This is a genomic window from Actinomycetospora sp., assembly GCF_036497245.1.
Classification (GTDB): Bacteria; Actinomycetota; Actinomycetes; order Mycobacteriales; family Pseudonocardiaceae; genus Actinomycetospora.
Genome location: NZ_DASXJS010000142.1, coordinates 63,127 through 79,808 on the forward strand (window position 1 = coordinate 63,127; position 16,682 = coordinate 79,808).

Here is a 16,682-nt window from a genome sequence, read left to right on the forward strand (position 1 = left end):
TAGTCTGCGGCGCATGACGGCTGGTCGGTCACGCCGACTCTGGATCGTGAACGGCGCCATCGTGCTCGTTCTGCTGCTCGCCGCAGGCGGCACCGTGTACGGCCTGACGAAGACCTCGTCGAGCACGGACACGGCGCTGCGGACGACGCCGGTCGGGCGGGGGACCGTGGCCGAGACGGTGACCGCCGCCGGCAGTGTCACCACCGCGGCCAGCGCCACGCTGAACTTCGGGTCGAGCGGGAAGATCGCCGAGGTGCGCGTCCGCCTCGGCGACCACGTGACGAAGGGGCAGACGGTCGCGCGGCTCGACAACGAGTACGCCGCCGCCAACCTCAAGGCCGCCAACGCCCAGGTCTCGGCGGACGAGCAGTCGCTCGACGACGCCGAGTACCAGAAGGACCACCCGCAGTCCTCGCAGTCGTCGTCACAGCAGTCTTCGCAGCAGTCCTCGACGAGCACGACCGGCGCGGCCGGGGGCACCGCTGCGGCCCCGGGCACGGCAGCCGCGCCCGGCGCAGCAGCTCCCGCGGCAGCTGCGCCCGGAGCAGCCGCACGCGCCCCGGCCCCGGCCCCGGCGCCGCCACCGGCCCCCGCGCCCCCGCCGCCTCCGCCGCCCGCACCGCCGCGGCACCACGGGCTCTTCGGCGACTGGTTCTCGACGCCCGGACATGGCGTGGAGGCCACCGGGCCGGTGAGCGAGGAGGGCACGACGCCGACGCCCAGCCCGAGTGGCGGCACCGGAACGACCGGCACCGGAACCACCGGCACCGGAACCACCGGCACGGGGAGCAGCGCCGGCTCGTCGTCGGGATCGACGGCGCAGACCTCGGAGGACCCGGGCGAGGCGGCCGTCCGGAACGCCCGGGCGAAGCTCGACCAGGACAAGGCCGCCCAGATCCAGGCGAAGCAGGCCACGGAGAACCTCGATCTCGTGGCGCCCGAGGACGGCACCGTCGTGAGCCTCGACGGGATCGTCGGCCAGATCGCCGGACCGCAGGGCATCGTCCTGAGCTCGACCGCGACCGGGAACCCGGCCGGTGGGCGGCTCCCGGACGGTTCGGCGATCTCCAGCGGCGCCGGGTCGGGTCAGTCGGCGACGACGGGGAGCTCCGGTTCCGCGGGAAGCAGCGGGGCCGGCGCATCGAGCGGGTCCTCGTCGGGCGGCGCGGCCAGTGGCACCTCGGGGGTCACGGCCGCGCCGAGCGCCCCCGCGGTGATGACGATCGCCAACCTCGCCGCGATGCAGGTGCTCGCGCAGGTGCCCGAGCTCGACGTCGCCAAGGTCACGAACGGGCAGCCGGTGGCGGTGTCGGTCAACGCGGTGCCGGGGCAGAAGATCCCAGGCTCCGTCACCTCGGTGAACCTGCTGCCGGGTTCGCAGTCGACCATCCAGTACGGGACCGCGGTCCTGATGGCGGGCCCGCCGCCGGGGCTGCGCCCGGGGATGTCGGCGAGCGTGTCGATCACGACTCGGCAGGCCAACGACGTGACCTTCCTGCCCTCGGTGGCGGTCACGCCGGTCGGTGGCCCCGACTCCGGGCAGGGGACGGTGCAGGTCCTCCAGCCCGACGGGACCACGGCTCCGCGGACGATCGGCACCGGCCTGAGCTCGGACACCGTCACCCAGGTGACCACGGGACTCTCGGTGGGCGACCTCGTCGTGCTGCCCACGTCGGCGCCCGCGCCGCTCCCCAGCGGCGGCGGTCGCGGCGGCGGCGCCGGTGGCGGTGGAGGCGGGGCCGGCGGCGGCTCCGGGCGATGACGGGACCGGCCGGCGACCAGCAGGACGTGCCGGTCCTCGACGTCCGTCGGATGTCGAAGGTGTACGGCGAGGGCGACACCGCGGTGCACGCGCTGCGGGACGTCGACCTCGTCGTCCGCCGGGGCGAGTACGTGGCCGTGGTGGGACAGTCCGGGTCGGGCAAGTCGACGCTGCTCAACATCCTCGGGTGCCTCGACGTCCCGACGTCGGGCCGCTACCTGCTGGACGGCCTCGACGTGGCCGACCTCGACGAGAGGCAGCAGTCGGTCCTGCGGAATCGGCAGATCGGCTTCATCTTCCAGTCGTTCAACCTCATCCCGCGGACGACGGCGTTCACCAACGTCGAGCTGCCGATGGTCTACGCCGGGATCTCGCGCCGGCTCCGCCGGCAGCGGACGAGCGCCGCGCTGGACCTCGTCGGACTCTCGGGCCGCAACGACCACCGTCCCAACGAGCTCTCCGGCGGCCAACAGCAGCGCGTCGCGGTGGCGCGCGCCCTCGTGACCGGGCCCGCCCTGCTCCTGGCCGACGAACCGACCGGCAACCTGGACTCCGCGAGCACCGAGGACGTGCTCGGACTCTTCGACGGCCTGCACGCCGCCGGGCGCACGATCGTCCTCATCACCCACGACCACGAGGTGGCGGAGCGGGCGGACCGGACCGTGACGGTCACCGACGGCCGCCTCACCGAGCAGGCCGGCGCGCGACCGTGAGCAGCATCGAGATCGTCCGCTTCGCCGTCCGGGCGCTGCTGGCCAACCGGTTGCGGTCGCTGCTGACGATGCTCGGCATCATCATCGGGATCGCCGCGGTCATCCTGCTCACCGCCCTGGGTAACGGGGCCGCGCAGTTCATCCAGAGCCAGATCTCGGGCCTGGGGGCGAACAGCATCACGGTGTTCGCGCGCTCGGCCGGGGAGTCCGCGGGGTCCACGGCGGGCTCCGCCTCCCGGCCCCTGACCTCGGCCGACGCCGCCGCGCTCTCCGACCCGCAGGGTGCTCCCGACGTCTCCTACGTCGCGCCGGTCGTGCAGACCACGGCGACGGCCGCGTCCGGCCGGAACTCCGGGAGCAACACCGTCATCGGGAGCTCCACGGCCTACTTCCCCGGCTCGAACTCCGTCGTCGACGTGGGCCGGGCCTACGACCAGCGCGACGTCGACGAGGCCCGGCCGGTCGCGGTGATCGGGCGCACCGTGGCCGACGACGTCTTCGGCGTCGGATCGGTCCCGACCGGTCAGACGATCAACCTGAACGGGGCGCCCTTCCAGGTGATCGGCATCCTCAAGTACAAGGGGCAGGGCGGTGGCCTGTCGAACCCGGACGAGAACATCCTGGCCCCGCTGACGACGGTCCAGAGCACGCTCACGGGGTTCGGGAACCTCGACCAGATCCTCGTCGGTTCGACCTCGACGGACACCCAGAGCGCGGCGGAGTCCGAGGTCTACTCGATCCTCGACCGGCGCCACGGCATCACCAACCCGAACGACCGGGACTACCAGCTGATCAGTTCCGCGCAGATCGCCCAGGTCCTCAACTCGACCCTCGGGGCGTTCTCCCTGCTGCTCGCGGGCATCGCGGGAATCTCGCTGCTGGTCGGCGGGATCGGGATCACCAACATCATGCTCGTGTCGGTCACCGAGCGGACACGCGAGATCGGTATCCGCAAGGCCCTCGGAGCTCCACCGTCGGCCATCCTCGGCCAGTTCCTCGTCGAGGCCGTGATCCTCTCGGCGCTCGCGGGGGTGATCGGGGTGGCGATCGGGATCGGGGGCACGCTGATCCCGCTCCCCGGCGGCTTCCGCGCGGTCGTCGTGCCCGGGGCGGTCATCGCCGCCGTCGTCGTGTCCATCGCCATCGGGGTGTTCTTCGGCGGCTACCCGGCGCGGCGCGCGGCGCGCCTGCGCCCGATCGAGGCCCTGCGACGTGAGTGACGGCGCGGGCACTGCCACAGGACGTCAGGGAGGAGCCGGGATGGCGCAGGAGAACGAGTCGAGCCCCGAGGAACCGACGGGGACGACGGGGACGACGGGGACGACGCCCGCGGCGGCCGACGACCGGCGGACGGTCGCGGACGGCGGCTCGGGCTCCCACGACGACTCCGACGGGTCGGAGACCGGCCCGATCCACCTGCCCCGCCCGCAGCCGGCCTTCGGACCGCAGACCGCAGGCTCGGGTGGCGGGCCGGCGCGGGGGTGGGACGACGCGCCCACCACCACCGCCGCGTATGCGACCCCGCCCCCGAGCTCGGCCGAGGTCCTCGACCGGCCCATGGACGACACCCAGGTCCGCGAACGCCTCAACCGCCCCGGGATGGCGCGCTCGACGAGGATCCTGCTGCTGGTCCTCGGTGCCGTCGTGTTCCTCGCCGCCGGCCTGCTGATCGGGCGGGCCACCGCGCCGGCGACCGGGCCGGGCTCGGTGGCGCCGACCCTCGGCGTGATCGAGGCCGTCGACACCCCGCCGGGCGGCTCGCCGGTGGTCACGGTGCGAGCTGCCGACGGCACGCTGACCCCGCTCCAGACGACGCCGGGAACGGTGGTGGCGACACCTTCGGCCACCGGGAACGGCGCGCTGCGCGTCGGGGCCCAGGTCACGGTCACCGGCGAGCGGGACCAGCGCGGGCAGACCATCGCGACGCGGGTGGATCTGCCGGCGCGGTAGGGAGCGAGAACGGCGACCGGTCGCGCGCGAGGGGCTAGTCTCCCGCTCGTGACCGGGAACGCCGCCAGCGAGATCGCCGCCGGGTACGCCACGGACGGGGCTGCTCTCGAGCTGGGCGCGGTCGTGGTGGACCAGACCGCCGACGCGTCCGCCCGCGTCCGCATCCCCTTCGCCACCCTCAACCGCCACGGGCTCGTCGCGGGCGCGACGGGCACGGGCAAGACGAAGACGCTCCAGAACCTCGCCGAGCAGTGCTCGGCGGCCGGGGTGCCGGTCCTGCTCGCCGACGTCAAGGGCGACCTGTCCGGGCTCGCCCGCGCCGGAGAGACCAGCGACCGCACCAGCAAGCGCGCGCAGGAGACCGGCGACGACTGGGCGCCGACGGCGTTCCCGGTCCGGTTCCTCTCGCTCGGCGCGCAGGGGATCGGCGTCCCCGTCCGCGCGACGATCACCGCGTTCGGCCCGATCCTGCTGTCGAAGGTGCTAGGTCTCAACGCCACCCAGGAGTCCACGCTCGGGCTGATCTTCTACTGGGCCGACCAGCAGGGCCTCGCGCTGCTGGACACCAAGGACCTGCGCGCGGTCATCCAGCACCTGCTCTCCGACGAGGGCAAGGCCGAGCTCAAGGGGATCGGCGGGGTCTCGGCCGCGACGGCGGGGGTGATCCTGCGGGCCCTGGTGAACCTCGAGGCCCGCGGCGGCGACCAGTTCTTCGGCGAGCCGGAGTTCGACCCGAAGGATCTCCTGGCCGTCGAGGACGGCCAGGGTCTCGTCTCCCTGATGGAGCTGGCCGACCAGCAGGCGGACCCGACGCTCTTCTCCACCTTCCTCATGTGGCTGCTCGCGGAGCTCTTCGAGGAGCTCCCCGAAGCGGGCGACATCGACAAGCCCAAGCTGGTCTTCTTCTTCGACGAGGCGCACCTGCTCTTCGCCGACGCGTCGAAGGCGTTCCTGGACCGCATCGAGCAGACGGTCAAGCTCATCCGCTCGAAGGGCGTCGGGGTCTTCTTCTGCACGCAGCTGCCCACCGACATCCCCAACGACGTCCTCTCCCAGCTCGGCGCCCGGGTGCAGCACGCGTTGCGCGCCTTCACCCCCGACGACCAGAAGGCGCTGACGCGCACGGCGCGGACCTACCCGAAGTCCACGGTGTACGACATCGAGTCGGCGCTGACCTCGCTGGGGATCGGCGAGGCCATCGTCACCGTGCTCTCGGAGCGGGGCGCACCGACCCCGGTCGCCTGGACGCGGCTGCGGGCCCCGCGCTCGCTCATGGCCGCGATCGGCGAGCCCGCGGTGACCGAGGCGGCGAAGGCGTCGCCGCTCTGGCCCCGTTACGGCGAGACGATCGACCGGGAGTCGGCCTACGAGCGGCTCTCCGCCCGCACCGGGGCCACCGCGGCGCCACAGACCCCGCCTGCCGAGCCGGTGCCCGAGGACCAGCCGCCGCAGGCGGCACCGCCCCAGGCCCCGCCGCCCGCGGAGGACGAGGGACCCGGCTTCGTCGAGAAGGCGATGGCCAACCCGGTGTTCAAGTCCTTCCTGCGCTCGGCCGCGAGTGCCGCGGGCCGGGAGATCAGCCGCGGACTCTTCGGGACGGCACGACGGCGCTGAGGTGGGCGACCACCCCGGTGCCAGGAACGACCCGTGACGGGCACTGGACGTCCGGGAACCGTCGTCGATCACCGCGCCCCGCGCGGCGTTCGCGCCCGGCGGACACCGCGGTCACGCCGAGCGACCGCCGCGGGCGTCCGGCTGTCGGTGCTCCGGGGTACATTGAGCAGATCAGGGCTTCCCTGGAACGCAGCCCGGACGGGCAGGCGCCGCGGGGTCGCCGTCGTCGAGACGGCGCCTGCGACGCGACGCCGCGTCCGGGGGACGACACGGCAGCAGTCAACCCGGGGAGGGTCGAGGCCGCACCGGCCGCCACCGCATGGACCGCAAGCGCCTGCTCCGCAATCCTTTGATCTGGATCGTGGTGCTCTTCGTCGTCTACCTGGCCGTGTCGTCGCTGTTCAGCGACACCCGCGGCTACACGCAGGCGTCCACGTCCCTGGCCCTCACGCAGGTCGACGCGCGCAACGTCGCCGACGTCACGCTCGAGGACAAGGAACAGCGTCTCCGGATGACGCTGGTCAACCCCGTGGACGTGCCGCCCGCGGACGGCACCAGTGGGGCGCCCGTCCGCACCAACCAGATCTATGCGCAGTACCCGGCGGCCGCCGGTGGCCAGATCTTCGCCGAGCTCCGGCAGAACCCGGCACGCGGCGGGTTCGACACGCAGGTGACGCAGGAGTCCCTGCTCGGCCAGATGCTGATCTACCTGATCCCGCTGGCCCTCGTGCTGGTGATGCTGTTCTGGTTGATGAACTCCCAGGGCGGCGGCAATCGCGTCCTCTCGTTCGGCAAGTCGAAGGCCAAGCAGCTCAACAAGGACATGCCGAAGACGACCTTCGGTGACGTCGCGGGCGCGAACGAGGCCGTCGAGGAGCTCTACGAGATCAAGGACTTCCTCCAGAACCCGACGCGCTACCAGGCGCTCGGCGCGAAGATCCCGAAGGGCGTCCTGCTCTACGGGCCGCCCGGGACCGGGAAGACGCTCCTCGCCCGCGCGGTGGCGGGCGAGGCGTCGGTGCCCTTCTACACGATCTCCGGCTCGGACTTCGTCGAGATGTTCGTCGGCGTCGGCGCCTCCCGGGTGCGCGACCTGTTCGAGCAGGCCAAGCAGAACTCCCCCTGCATCGTGTTCGTCGACGAGATCGACGCCGTCGGCCGTCACCGCGGCGCGGGCATGGGCGGCGGTCACGACGAGCGCGAGCAGACGCTCAACCAGCTCCTCGTCGAAATGGACGGGTTCGACGCGCGCGGCGGGATCATCCTGATCGCCGCGACGAACCGCCCCGACATCCTCGACCCGGCGCTGCTGCGCCCCGGCCGCTTCGACCGCCAGATCCCGGTCGCCGCTCCCGACCTCGCCGGCCGGCGCGCGATCCTGGAGGTGCACGGGAAGGGCAAGCCGCTCGCCCCGGACGCCGATCTGGACGGCCTCGCCAAGCGCACCGTCGGGTTCTCCGGCGCGGACCTCGCGAACGTCCTGAACGAGGCCGCGCTGCTGACCGCCCGGCAGAACCAGCAACAGATCACCGGCACGAACCTCGAGGAGTCGGTCGACCGCGTGATCGGCGGACCGGCCCGCAAGAGCCGGATCATCTCCGAGCAGGAGAAGAAGGTCGCCGCCTACCACGAGGCGGGCCACGCACTGGCCGCCTGGGCGATGCCGGACATCGAGCCGGTCTACAAGGTGACGATCCTGCCGCGCGGCCGTACCGGGGGCCACGCCCTCGTCGTCCCCGAGGACGACAAGGAGCTCATGACGCGCTCCGAGATGATCGCGCGGCTCGTGTTCGCGATGGGCGGCCGCTCGGCCGAGGAGCTGGTGTTCCACGAGCCGACCACCGGCGCGTCCTCCGACATCGAGCAGGCGACGAAGATCGCCCGCGCGATGGTCACCGAGTACGGCATGAGCGCCAAGCTCGGCGCGGTGAAGTACGGCCAGGAGGGCGGCGAGCCCTTCCTCGGCCGGACCGCCGGGAAGCAGTCGGACTACTCGCTCGAGGTGGCCCACGAGATCGACGAGGAGGTGCGCAAGCTCATCGAGGCGGCGCACACCGAGGCGTGGGAGATCCTCAGTGCGCACCGCGACGCGCTCGACACGCTGACCGGTGAGCTCATCGAGCACGAGACGCTGCAGCGCAAAGACCTCGAGCGGCTGTTCGCCTCGGTGACCAAGCGCCCCCGCATCACCGCGTTCAACGACTTCGGCGAGCGCACCCCGTCCGACCGCCCGCCGATCAAGACGCGGCGGGAGATCGCGACCGAGCGCGGCGAGCCGTGGCCGCCGGAGGACGAGCGCCGCGAGCCGGCGCGCGTCGGCGGCGGGAGCAACGGCCACGGCGCAGGTCAGAACGGGTCGGGTCAGAACGGGTCGGGCCAGTACGGGGCCGGCCAGAACGGCGCGGGTCAGAACCCCGGGCAGAACGGCGCGTCGAACGGCTGGGGTGCCCCGAACACTCCGCCGGTCGGGACGCCGAACGTCGGTGGGCCGGGCTCGGACTACGGTCGGCAGGGCGGTGGAGACCCCTCGGGTCGCGGCTCGTCGGGCCGGGGGATCCCGGACGTCTACCGCACCGGCGGCTCCTCGCAGCCGCCGTCGTCGGGTCCGCCGAACTACGGGGCCCCGCCCGGGTGGACCCCCGCGACCTCCCCGCGCGGCACCTCCAGGGAGCCGGACACGCGTCCGTACGGCCAGCACGGCACCGGGTCGGCGCCAGGCGGGTGGAACCCGTCCGGAGGGCAGCACGCGGCGCCGGAGGACGGGACTCCTTCCACCGGACGGCGTAGTGCTCCCGATGCCGATCCGTCCGGCGGGGGGTCGTTCAGCTCACCCGGCGAGGGCGCCCCGAACCCGTACGGTGATCCGGACGGTCGTCGCCCTGACGGCCGATCGGAGAGCTGACCAACGGCGGCCACCCTCCTGCAGGAGGGCCTACGCCCTCCGGAGGTCCAGCCCCGTCCTGCAGCGAGCACCGGGGTGAGGGAGACGTGACGACCAGCGAGGGCACGGTCCGGCCGACGGCCGACCGCAGCAACGGGCACGACCCCGCCGTGGGCTCGGTCCCGCCGTTCGACGCGCCCCGTGTCGAGGCCGCGGTCCGCGAGATCCTCATCGGTATCGGGGAGGACCCGGACCGCGAGGGTCTGCGGGACACCCCCGCGCGGGTGGCGCGCGCCTACGAGGAGCTGTTCGCGGGGCTGCGCACCGATCCCGACGAGGTGCTCCAACGGACCTTCTCCGAGGACCACGACGAGCTGGTCCTGGTGCGGGACATCCCGATGTTCTCGATGTGCGAGCACCACCTGCTGCCCTTCCACGGGCTGGCCCACGTGGCGTACCTGCCCGGGCCCGACGGCCGGGTGACGGGCCTGTCCAAGCTCGCGCGGCTGGTCGACCTCTACGCCCGCAGGCCGCAGGTTCAGGAGCGTCTCACCACACAGGTGGCCGACGCGCTGGACCGGACGCTGGAGGCCCGCGGGGTCATCGTCGTCATCGACGCCGAGCACCAGTGCATGTCGGCGCGGGGCGTGCGCAAGCCCGGGTCGCGCACGACGACCTCCGCGGTGCGCGGCACCCTCAAGTCGTCCGCGAGCACCCGCGCCGAGGCCCTCGGACTCATCCGGGGCGGCTGAGCATGGCGCCCGCACCCGAACCGCCCGCAGCCGGCTCCCCGCCCGGCTGGCCGGTGGCCCGCCCGAACTACTGCCTGGTCATGGGCGTCCTCAACGTCACGCCCGACTCGTTCTCCGACGGCGGCCGCTGGCTGGACCGCGACGACGCGGTGGCCCACGGCGTCGCGATGTCCGTGCGCGGCGCCACCTACGTCGACGTGGGCGGGGAGTCCACCCGGCCCGGCGCGGCGCGGGTGGACGCCGCCACCGAGACCGCGCGGGTCGTGCCCGTGGTCTCCGACCTCGTCTCCGCCGGGGTGCGGGTCAGCGTCGACACCACGCGCGCCGTCGTCGCGGCGGCGGCGATCGAGGCGGGCGCCGAGCTGGTCAACGACGTGTCCGGAGGGCTCGCCGACCCGCACATGGCGCGCGTCGTCTCGGAGGCGGGCGTGGGCTGGGTCCTCATGCACTGGCGCGGCCCGTCGCGGCGCATGCAGGAGCTGGCGAGCTACGAGGACGTGGTCGGCGAGGTGCGGGCCGAGCTCGTCGAGCAGGTCGACCGCGCGGTGCTCGCCGGGGTCGACCCCGGGCTGCTGGTGCTCGACCCCGGTCTCGGTTTCGCCAAGACCGCGGCCCACAACTGGCAGCTGCTGCGCAAGCTGGACGTCTTCACCTCGCTCGGCTTCCCGGTCCTGGTCGGCGCGTCGCGCAAGCGGTTCCTCGGGGCGCTGCTCGCCGACGACGAGGGAACGCCGCGACGCCCGGACGGGCGGGAGCACGCCAGCGCGGCGGTGACCGCACTCGTCGCGAACGCCGGCGCCTGGGGAGTCCGGGTGCACGACGTCGCGGCCTCGCTGGACGCGGTGGCGGTAGCGGCGGCCTGGCACTGGGGCACCTCCCGGGCGGCCCGGGCGGACTCGTGAGCGCGGCACCTTCCCCCGCCCTCCCAGCCGACCGGATCGAGCTGCGCGGGCTGCGGGTGCGCGGCCATCACGGCGTGTTCCCCCACGAGCGCCGGGACGGCCAGGACTTCGTGCTCGACCTCGTGCTCTGGATCGACCTCGCTCCGGCCGGCGCCAGCGACGACCTGGCGGACACCGTGGACTACGGGGCGATCGCCGAGGCCGCGGCGGCCGTCGTCGAGGGCCCGCCGCGCTCGCTCATCGAGGCGGTCGCCGCCGACGTCGCCGGCGTGGCGCTCGACGACCCGCGGGTGGCGGGGGTGGAGGTCGTGCTCCACAAGCCGCAGGCCCCGATCGCCCGCCCGTTCGACGACGTGGCGGTGCGCATCTCGCGGAGCCGCCGGTGACGCGCGCGGTGCTCTCCCTGGGATCCAACATCGGCGACCGCGAGGCCCACCTGCGCCACGCGCTCGACGCCCTCGCCCCCTGGACGACGGCGGTGTCGTCGACGTACGCGACGGCGCCGTGGGGCGGGGTGTCCCAGGACGACTTCCTCAACCTCGTCGTCGCCGTCGACGACCCCGACGCGGGCCCGTACGACTGGCTCGACCGTGCGCAGCGCGCCGAGCGGTCCCGGGCCCGGGACCGCTCGGCGGAGGCGGTGCGCTGGGGTCCCCGCACCCTCGACATCGACGTGCTCACCGTCGAGGACGCGGGCGAGGGAATGATCAACGACGACCCGCTCCTGCTGCTGCCGCACCCCCGCCTGTCCGAGCGCGCGTTCGTGCTGGTGCCATGGGCCGAGATCGAGTCGGAGACCACGGTGCCGGGCCGCGGGCGGGTCGCGGAGCTGCTCGCGGCGCTGCCGGCCGACGAGCGTGACGGCGTGGTGCGATCCGGCGGGACACGGAGCCCAGGGGAGCCCGACCAGTGACGACCCGGACCAGCCCGTCGCTCCTGCTCGTGGTCGCGGTGGCCGCAGGACTCGCGGTCAACCTCCTCCTCGGGCTGTTCTACGGCTCCCTGCCGCCGCTGCCCGCCCCGGCCGGGCTCACCTTCCTCGTGCTGGGGCTGGTCGAGGCGGGGGTCGCGGTGGTGCTCTACCGCCGCATCCGCCGTCGGCCCCGCGCCCGCCCGGTCGACGCGCTGGCCGCGGCGCGGGCCGTCGCGCTGGCGAAGGCCTCCGCGCTCGCCGGGGCCCTCGTCGGCGGCGCGTGGGTCGGGGTGCTCACGTACGTGCTGCCCCGGCGCGCCGAGGTCGCCGCGGCGGCGTCGGACTCCGTCGCCGCGGTGATCGGGATCGTCGGCTCGGCGGTTCTCGTGGCCGCGGCCCTGGGCCTCGAATGGTGCTGTCGCACCCCGGACGACCAGGACGCCCCGCCCACCCCGGACCGCTGATCGCCCACCTGGGCGTAATCGGACAATCGCCCTGGGTACGCTGCGCGACATGGCATCCGACGAGGGTGCCGCCGGCCGAGACCGAGGACCCCGACGCGGAGGGGTCCGCCCGGCACCGAGCGGCGGCGTGGGACGGACCGGTGACCCGGTCGTCCGGTTCCTGCTGGCCCTGACCGGACTCTTCGCGGTGGTCGCGGCCGTCGTCGTGGTCGTGAGCGAGGACGGGCGGATGCTGCGCCTCGGGATCGTCGCCGGGCTGTGGGCCACGCTGCTCGCGGTCGCGGCGCTGGCCCGCCGCAGCGCCTCGGGGAGCGCCCAGGACGCCGCCGCGCGCGAGGAGTCCCTGCGTCGCACCTACGAGCTCGAGCTGGCCGCCGAGGTCGATGCGCGCCGCGAGCACGAGCTCACCGTGGAACGCTCCGTGCGTCGCGAGGTCGCCGCCGAGGCGGGCCAGGAGATCGCCGGGCTGCGCGCCGAGCTGGAGCGACTCCGGTCACACCTGGAGCAGGCCGAGACCCACGCGGTCCGCCCCGCGCTGCAGGCCGTGGCCGGTTCGGGCGGCCCGCCCCCGACCCCTCCGCCCGGCCCGCCCCCGGCCATGCCCGGCCCGCCGCGCCCGGTCACCTCGATCAGTCCGCGCCGCGCCCGTGAGGTACCCGGACCGCCGACCGGGCCTGACCTGCGACGCGAGCCCGACCCCGCCCCGCGGGCGCCCGCCACGCCGCCCCCGTCCCGCCCGGCGACCGACGGGCGCACCGTTGCCGAGCTCCTCGCCGCGCACTCCGCCGAAGGCCGCCGCCGCAGGCGCTGACGTCCCCACGCGGTGCGCCGACTGCCGCGCCACTACCCTGCGGCAGGGTGATCGCCACCCCGGTACGGCTTGCGCCCGAGCAACGGCGCACGCTCGTCTGGCCCCTCCTCGGGCTCATCGTGCTGGGGGTGTGTGCGCTCGCGGCGGTCGGGCTCGCGAGCACCGAGATCGGCTCGGCCGGCGTCATCGTCGGCGCCATCTGCGCACTGCTGCCCGTCGGGCCGGTCCTGCTCGCGTTCGCCTGGATTGACCGCTGGGAGCCCGAACCGCCGCGCCTGCTGCTCACCGCGTTCCTCTGGGGCGCGGGCATCGCCGCCCTCGTCGCGCTCGTCATCAACTCGAGCGCGGTGATCGCCGCCGAACTGCTGCTGGGGCAGGGACAGGGCGACGTGGTCGGCGCCGTCATCTCCGCACCGCTGGTCGAGGAGTTCGTCAAGGGCGCGTTCCTCGTCGGGCTCCTGCTGCTGCGGCGGCGCGAGTTCGACGGGATCGTCGACGGGATCGTCTACGCGGGTTTCGTCGGCGCGGGCTTCGCGTTCACCGAGAACATCATCTACTTCGGGCGGGCCTTCACCGAGGCGGGCGCGACGCCCACCGCGGGCATCGTCGCGACCTTCATCCTGCGCGGACTGCTCTCGCCGTTCGCCCACCCGCTCTTCACGTCGATGACGGGTATCGGGGTCGGCATCGCGGCGACCACGCGCAACCGGGCCGTCGGCGCCGTGTCGATCCTGCTGGGCTACGTGCTCGCGGTGATCCTGCACGCGCTGTGGAACTCCGCCACCCAGCTCGGGCCGGGCTTCTTCGGCGTCTACATCCTGATCATGCTGCCGATGTTCGTCGCGATCCTCGGCCTGGTGCTGTGGCAGCGACGCCGGGAGCGGGACGTCCTGGCGACGCAGATGCCCGGGTTCGCCGCGGCGGGCTGGATCGCCGAGAGCGAGGTGCCGCTGCTCGGGAGCATGGCGGGCCGCAGACGCTGGCGCTCCGCCGTGCGGCGCACCGCGGGCAAGCCCGCCTCGGAGGCCGTCGTGCAGTACCAGCACGCGGTCTCGGAGCTGGCGTTCCTGCGCGCCCGGGCCGATCGGGGGGCCATCCCCCCGAAGCCCGAGTGGCACGACGAACTGCTCGAGAACGTGCGCCGCACCCGGCTCGCCGCGGTCACCGCGCCCGGGGTGCCGCAGCAGCCGGGTGGGCCCGCCGGGCCGAGCGGGCCGTACCTGCCGTCGGGGCCGATGCCGCAGCGCCCCGGCCCGCCGCCCGGCTACTCGCCCGGGCCGCCGTCCGGTCCCATGCCGCAACAGCCCGGCCCGCCGCCGGGGTACGTGCCCGGTCCGACGCCCCACCCGGGTCAGCCGTACCCCGGGCAGCAGCAGTACCCGGGTCAGCCGTACCCCGGGCAGCCGCAGTACCCGGGCCAGCAGCCGTCCGGCGGAGCGCAGCCGGGCGCGGGCCCTCGCCACGGCCGGCCCGAGGACCGGTAGGCGCCCAGCCGGTGCGCCTGCCCATGATCACCGGGACACCACAGTCCCGTCGGTCCCGCGCGGACGACCTTGCCGTCCCGGTGATCACCTCGGGGCGGTCTACCGGCGTGCGGCTCGGCCGCCCGTCGTTGATCAGGAGCACGCGGGGCAGGGCACGGGGCTGCGGGGTGCGTGGAGTGCCCCTCGTGGGGCTTGGCCGCGCTGGCTCGCCATCGAACGTTGATCAGGAGCACACGGGCCAGGGCACGGGGCTGCGCGGGGTGCGTGGAGTGCCCCTCGTGGGGCTTGGTCGCGCTGGCTCGCCATCGAACGTTGATCAGGAGCACACGGGGCAGGGCGCGGGGCCGCACGGGATGCGTGCAGTGCCCTCAGGATGCGCGGCGTGCCCCTCGCGGGGGGCCTCACCCACCGCGCGCGGTGAAGCCGATCACCTGGACGCCGTGTCCGGGATATCGCGCGTCTACCCTCGCGGTCGCATCGTCCGGTACCCGCGCTGCGCGGGACGGGAACGACGACCGTGATGAGGGATGTCCGCGTGAACGCCTCCGGCAGTGACGCCGGGCCGGTGACGGCTGCGCCCCGACCCGCCCGCCTCGACGTGGGCGTGGTGTCCGCAGGCCGCGTCGGCGCCGTGATGGGCGCCGCGCTCGCGGGTGCCGGCCACACGGTCGTCGCCGCCTCCGCCGTCTCCCGGGCCTCGCGGGCGCGCGCCGAGGAGCTCCTGCCGGGCGCGGAGATCCTCCCGCCCGACGAGGTGGTCCGGAAGGCCGACCTCGCCCTGCTCGCCGTCCCCGACGACGTCCTGCCCGGCCTCGTGCGCGGGCTCGCGGCGTCCGGGTGCCTGCGTCCCGGTCAGATCCTCGTCCACACCTGCGGCTCGCACGGCGTCGGCGTCCTCGCCCCGGCGGCCGAGCACGACATCCTGCCCATTGCGCTGCACCCGGCGATGACCATCACCGGGCGGGCCGAGGACGTCACCCGCCTCGCCGGTGCGTGCGTCGGCGTGACGGCCGGGGAGACCGGCAGCGAGGACGCCGAGGCGGCCTGGCTGGTCGGTGAGGCGCTCGTCGTCGAGATCGGGGCCGAGCCGGTCCGCGTCCCCGAGGAGCTTCGCCCGCTCTACCACGCGGCGCTCGCCCACGGCGCGAACCACCTGATCACGCTGGTCCGCGAGGCCGCCGACATCCTGACCAACGCCGGGATCGAGCCGGCCGAGCGGGTGCTCGCCCCGCTGCTGTCCGCGGCGCTGGACAACGCCCTGCGCCACGGGGACCGCGCCCTGACCGGCCCCGTCGCGCGCGGCGACGTCGGCACCGTCGAGACGCACCTGCGCCACCTCGACCGGCGCGCGCCCGCGTCGGCCGAGCTGTACCGGGCCCTCGCCCGCCGGACCGCCGAGCGCGCCCGCGACAGCGGCCTCATCGGGCCGGAGGACTCCGCCACCATCGCCGACGCGCTCGAGAGGCACACGCCGTGACCCGCCCGTCCAGCCTCCGCACCCACGACATGTCCGGGCGCGCCAAGCCCCGCTACGACAAGGACGGCCTGACCGTCCACTCCGACCCGAACTCCCTGCGCCGCGTGACCAAGGCGCTGCGCGGCAGCGGGCGCCGGGTGACGCTCGTGCCGACCATGGGCGCCCTGCACGAGGGTCACCGCGAGCTGATGCGCCGCGCCCGGTCGATCCCGGGGTCGACGACCGTCGTGTCGCTCTTCGTCAACCCGCGGCAGTTCGGGCCGACCGAGGACTTCGACCGGTATCCGCGCGCGTTCGACGCCGACGTCGAGATGTGTCGCGAGGAGGGCGTCGAGCTGGTGTTCGCCCCGGACGTCGACACGATGTACCCGCCGGGCTTCGCGACCTCGATCGACCCGGGCCCGCTCGGCGGCGAGCTCGAGGGCGCCGTCCGCCCGGGGCACTTCGCCGGGATGCTGACCGTGGTGAACAAGCTGTTCGCCATCGTCGCCCCGGACGTCGCGTTCTTCGGCGAGAAGGACTACCAGCAGCTGACGCTGATCCGCCGCATGGTGCGCGACCTGGACATCGACGTGCACATCGTCGGGGTCCCCACCGTGCGCGAGGAGGACGGCCTGGCCCGGTCCTCGCGCAACGCCTATCTCGACGACGTCGGCCGTCGCGCCTCGATCGCGATCTCCGCGGCCCTGGCCGCGGGGCAGTACGCGGGGGAGCAGGGCCCGGCGGCCGTGGTGGCCGCCGCCCGCGGGGTCCTCGAGGCGGAGGCGGCCCTCGACGTCGAGTACGTCGAGCTGCGTGACCCCGAGCTCGGCCCGACCCCTGAGATCGGCCCCGCGCGGCTACTGATCGCCGCCCGCGCCGGGAAGACCCGCCTGATCGACAACGCCGCGGTCTCCGTGGTGCGCCGCGAGACCGGGCTGTCCGGATGACGACAACGACACTGGCCCTGCCCGTGAGGA

The 16,682-nt window shown here is 74.3% G+C and carries 15 protein-coding genes; all 15 read left to right on the top strand.

Annotation, left to right across the window (positions count from 1 at the left end; all coding sequences use genetic code 11):
• The first annotated feature begins 13 nt into the window (after positions 1-13).
• Positions 14-1,762 (top strand): efflux RND transporter periplasmic adaptor subunit, encoded by a 1,749-nt coding sequence (locus tag VGI02_RS15215; RefSeq protein WP_331628241.1) that lies wholly within the window; start codon positions 14-16, stop codon positions 1,760-1,762.
• Positions 1,759-2,475: an ABC transporter ATP-binding protein gene (locus tag VGI02_RS15220; protein WP_331628242.1), complete on the top strand. Its 717-nt coding sequence runs from the start codon at positions 1,759-1,761 to the stop codon at positions 2,473-2,475. Before VGI02_RS15215 ends, VGI02_RS15220 begins: the two co-directional genes overlap by 4 nt.
• On the top strand, positions 2,472-3,695 hold the full coding sequence (locus VGI02_RS15225) for an ABC transporter permease (protein ID WP_331628243.1): 1,224 nt from the start codon (positions 2,472-2,474) through the stop codon (positions 3,693-3,695). The genes VGI02_RS15220 and VGI02_RS15225 overlap by 4 nt, the downstream gene beginning before the upstream one ends.
• 40 nt (positions 3,696-3,735) lie before the next feature.
• Positions 3,736-4,425, top strand: a complete 690-nt coding sequence (locus VGI02_RS15230) for a hypothetical protein (protein WP_331628244.1) — start codon at positions 3,736-3,738, stop codon at positions 4,423-4,425.
• A 48-nt stretch (positions 4,426-4,473) separates the two neighbouring features.
• The gene (locus VGI02_RS15235; RefSeq protein ID WP_331628245.1) at positions 4,474-6,039 is read left to right on the top strand and encodes a helicase HerA-like domain-containing protein; all 1,566 of its coding nucleotides are present in this window, start codon (positions 4,474-4,476) and stop codon (positions 6,037-6,039) included.
• Positions 6,040-6,358: 319 nt separating this feature from the next.
• On the top strand, positions 6,359-8,941 hold the full coding sequence (gene ftsH / locus VGI02_RS15240) for an ATP-dependent zinc metalloprotease FtsH (RefSeq protein ID WP_331628247.1): 2,583 nt from the start codon (positions 6,359-6,361) through the stop codon (positions 8,939-8,941).
• 149 nt (positions 8,942-9,090) lie between these two features.
• Positions 9,091-9,672 (top strand): GTP cyclohydrolase I FolE, encoded by a 582-nt coding sequence (gene folE, locus VGI02_RS15245; RefSeq protein ID WP_331628285.1) that lies wholly within the window; start codon positions 9,091-9,093, stop codon positions 9,670-9,672.
• Positions 9,673-9,674: 2 nt separating this feature from the next.
• Positions 9,675-10,574: a dihydropteroate synthase gene (folP, locus tag VGI02_RS15250; protein WP_414638281.1), complete on the top strand. Its 900-nt coding sequence runs from the start codon at positions 9,675-9,677 to the stop codon at positions 10,572-10,574.
• Positions 10,571-10,960 carry a dihydroneopterin aldolase gene (gene folB, locus VGI02_RS15255; protein ID WP_331628248.1) on the top strand — a complete coding sequence of 130 codons (390 nt, stop codon included), beginning with the start codon at positions 10,571-10,573 and terminating at the stop codon, positions 10,958-10,960. Before folP ends, folB begins: the two co-directional genes overlap by 4 nt.
• Positions 10,957-11,487, top strand: coding sequence for a 2-amino-4-hydroxy-6-hydroxymethyldihydropteridine diphosphokinase (gene folK, locus VGI02_RS15260; RefSeq protein ID WP_331628250.1), 531 nt, complete (start codon positions 10,957-10,959; stop codon positions 11,485-11,487). The genes folB and folK overlap by 4 nt, the downstream gene beginning before the upstream one ends.
• Complete coding sequence (locus tag VGI02_RS15265; RefSeq protein WP_331628252.1) at positions 11,484-11,951, top strand: DUF3180 domain-containing protein; 468 nt, start codon at positions 11,484-11,486, stop codon at positions 11,949-11,951. Before folK ends, VGI02_RS15265 begins: the two co-directional genes overlap by 4 nt.
• 127 nt (positions 11,952-12,078) lie before the next feature.
• Positions 12,079-12,762, top strand: a complete 684-nt coding sequence (locus VGI02_RS15270; protein ID WP_331628254.1) for a DUF6779 domain-containing protein — start codon at positions 12,079-12,081, stop codon at positions 12,760-12,762.
• A 47-nt stretch (positions 12,763-12,809) separates the two neighbouring features.
• A complete protein-coding gene (locus VGI02_RS15275) occupies positions 12,810-14,246 on the top strand; it encodes a PrsW family glutamic-type intramembrane protease (RefSeq protein ID WP_331628257.1) in 1,437 nt (478 codons plus the stop codon).
• A 520-nt stretch (positions 14,247-14,766) separates the two neighbouring features.
• Positions 14,767-15,723, top strand: a complete 957-nt coding sequence (locus tag VGI02_RS15280) for a Rossmann-like and DUF2520 domain-containing protein (RefSeq protein WP_331628259.1) — start codon at positions 14,767-14,769, stop codon at positions 15,721-15,723.
• Positions 15,724-15,752: 29 nt separating this feature from the next.
• Positions 15,753-16,652, top strand: coding sequence for a pantoate--beta-alanine ligase (gene panC, locus VGI02_RS15285; RefSeq protein WP_331628289.1), 900 nt, complete (start codon positions 15,753-15,755; stop codon positions 16,650-16,652).
• Positions 16,653-16,682 lie beyond the last annotated feature (30 nt).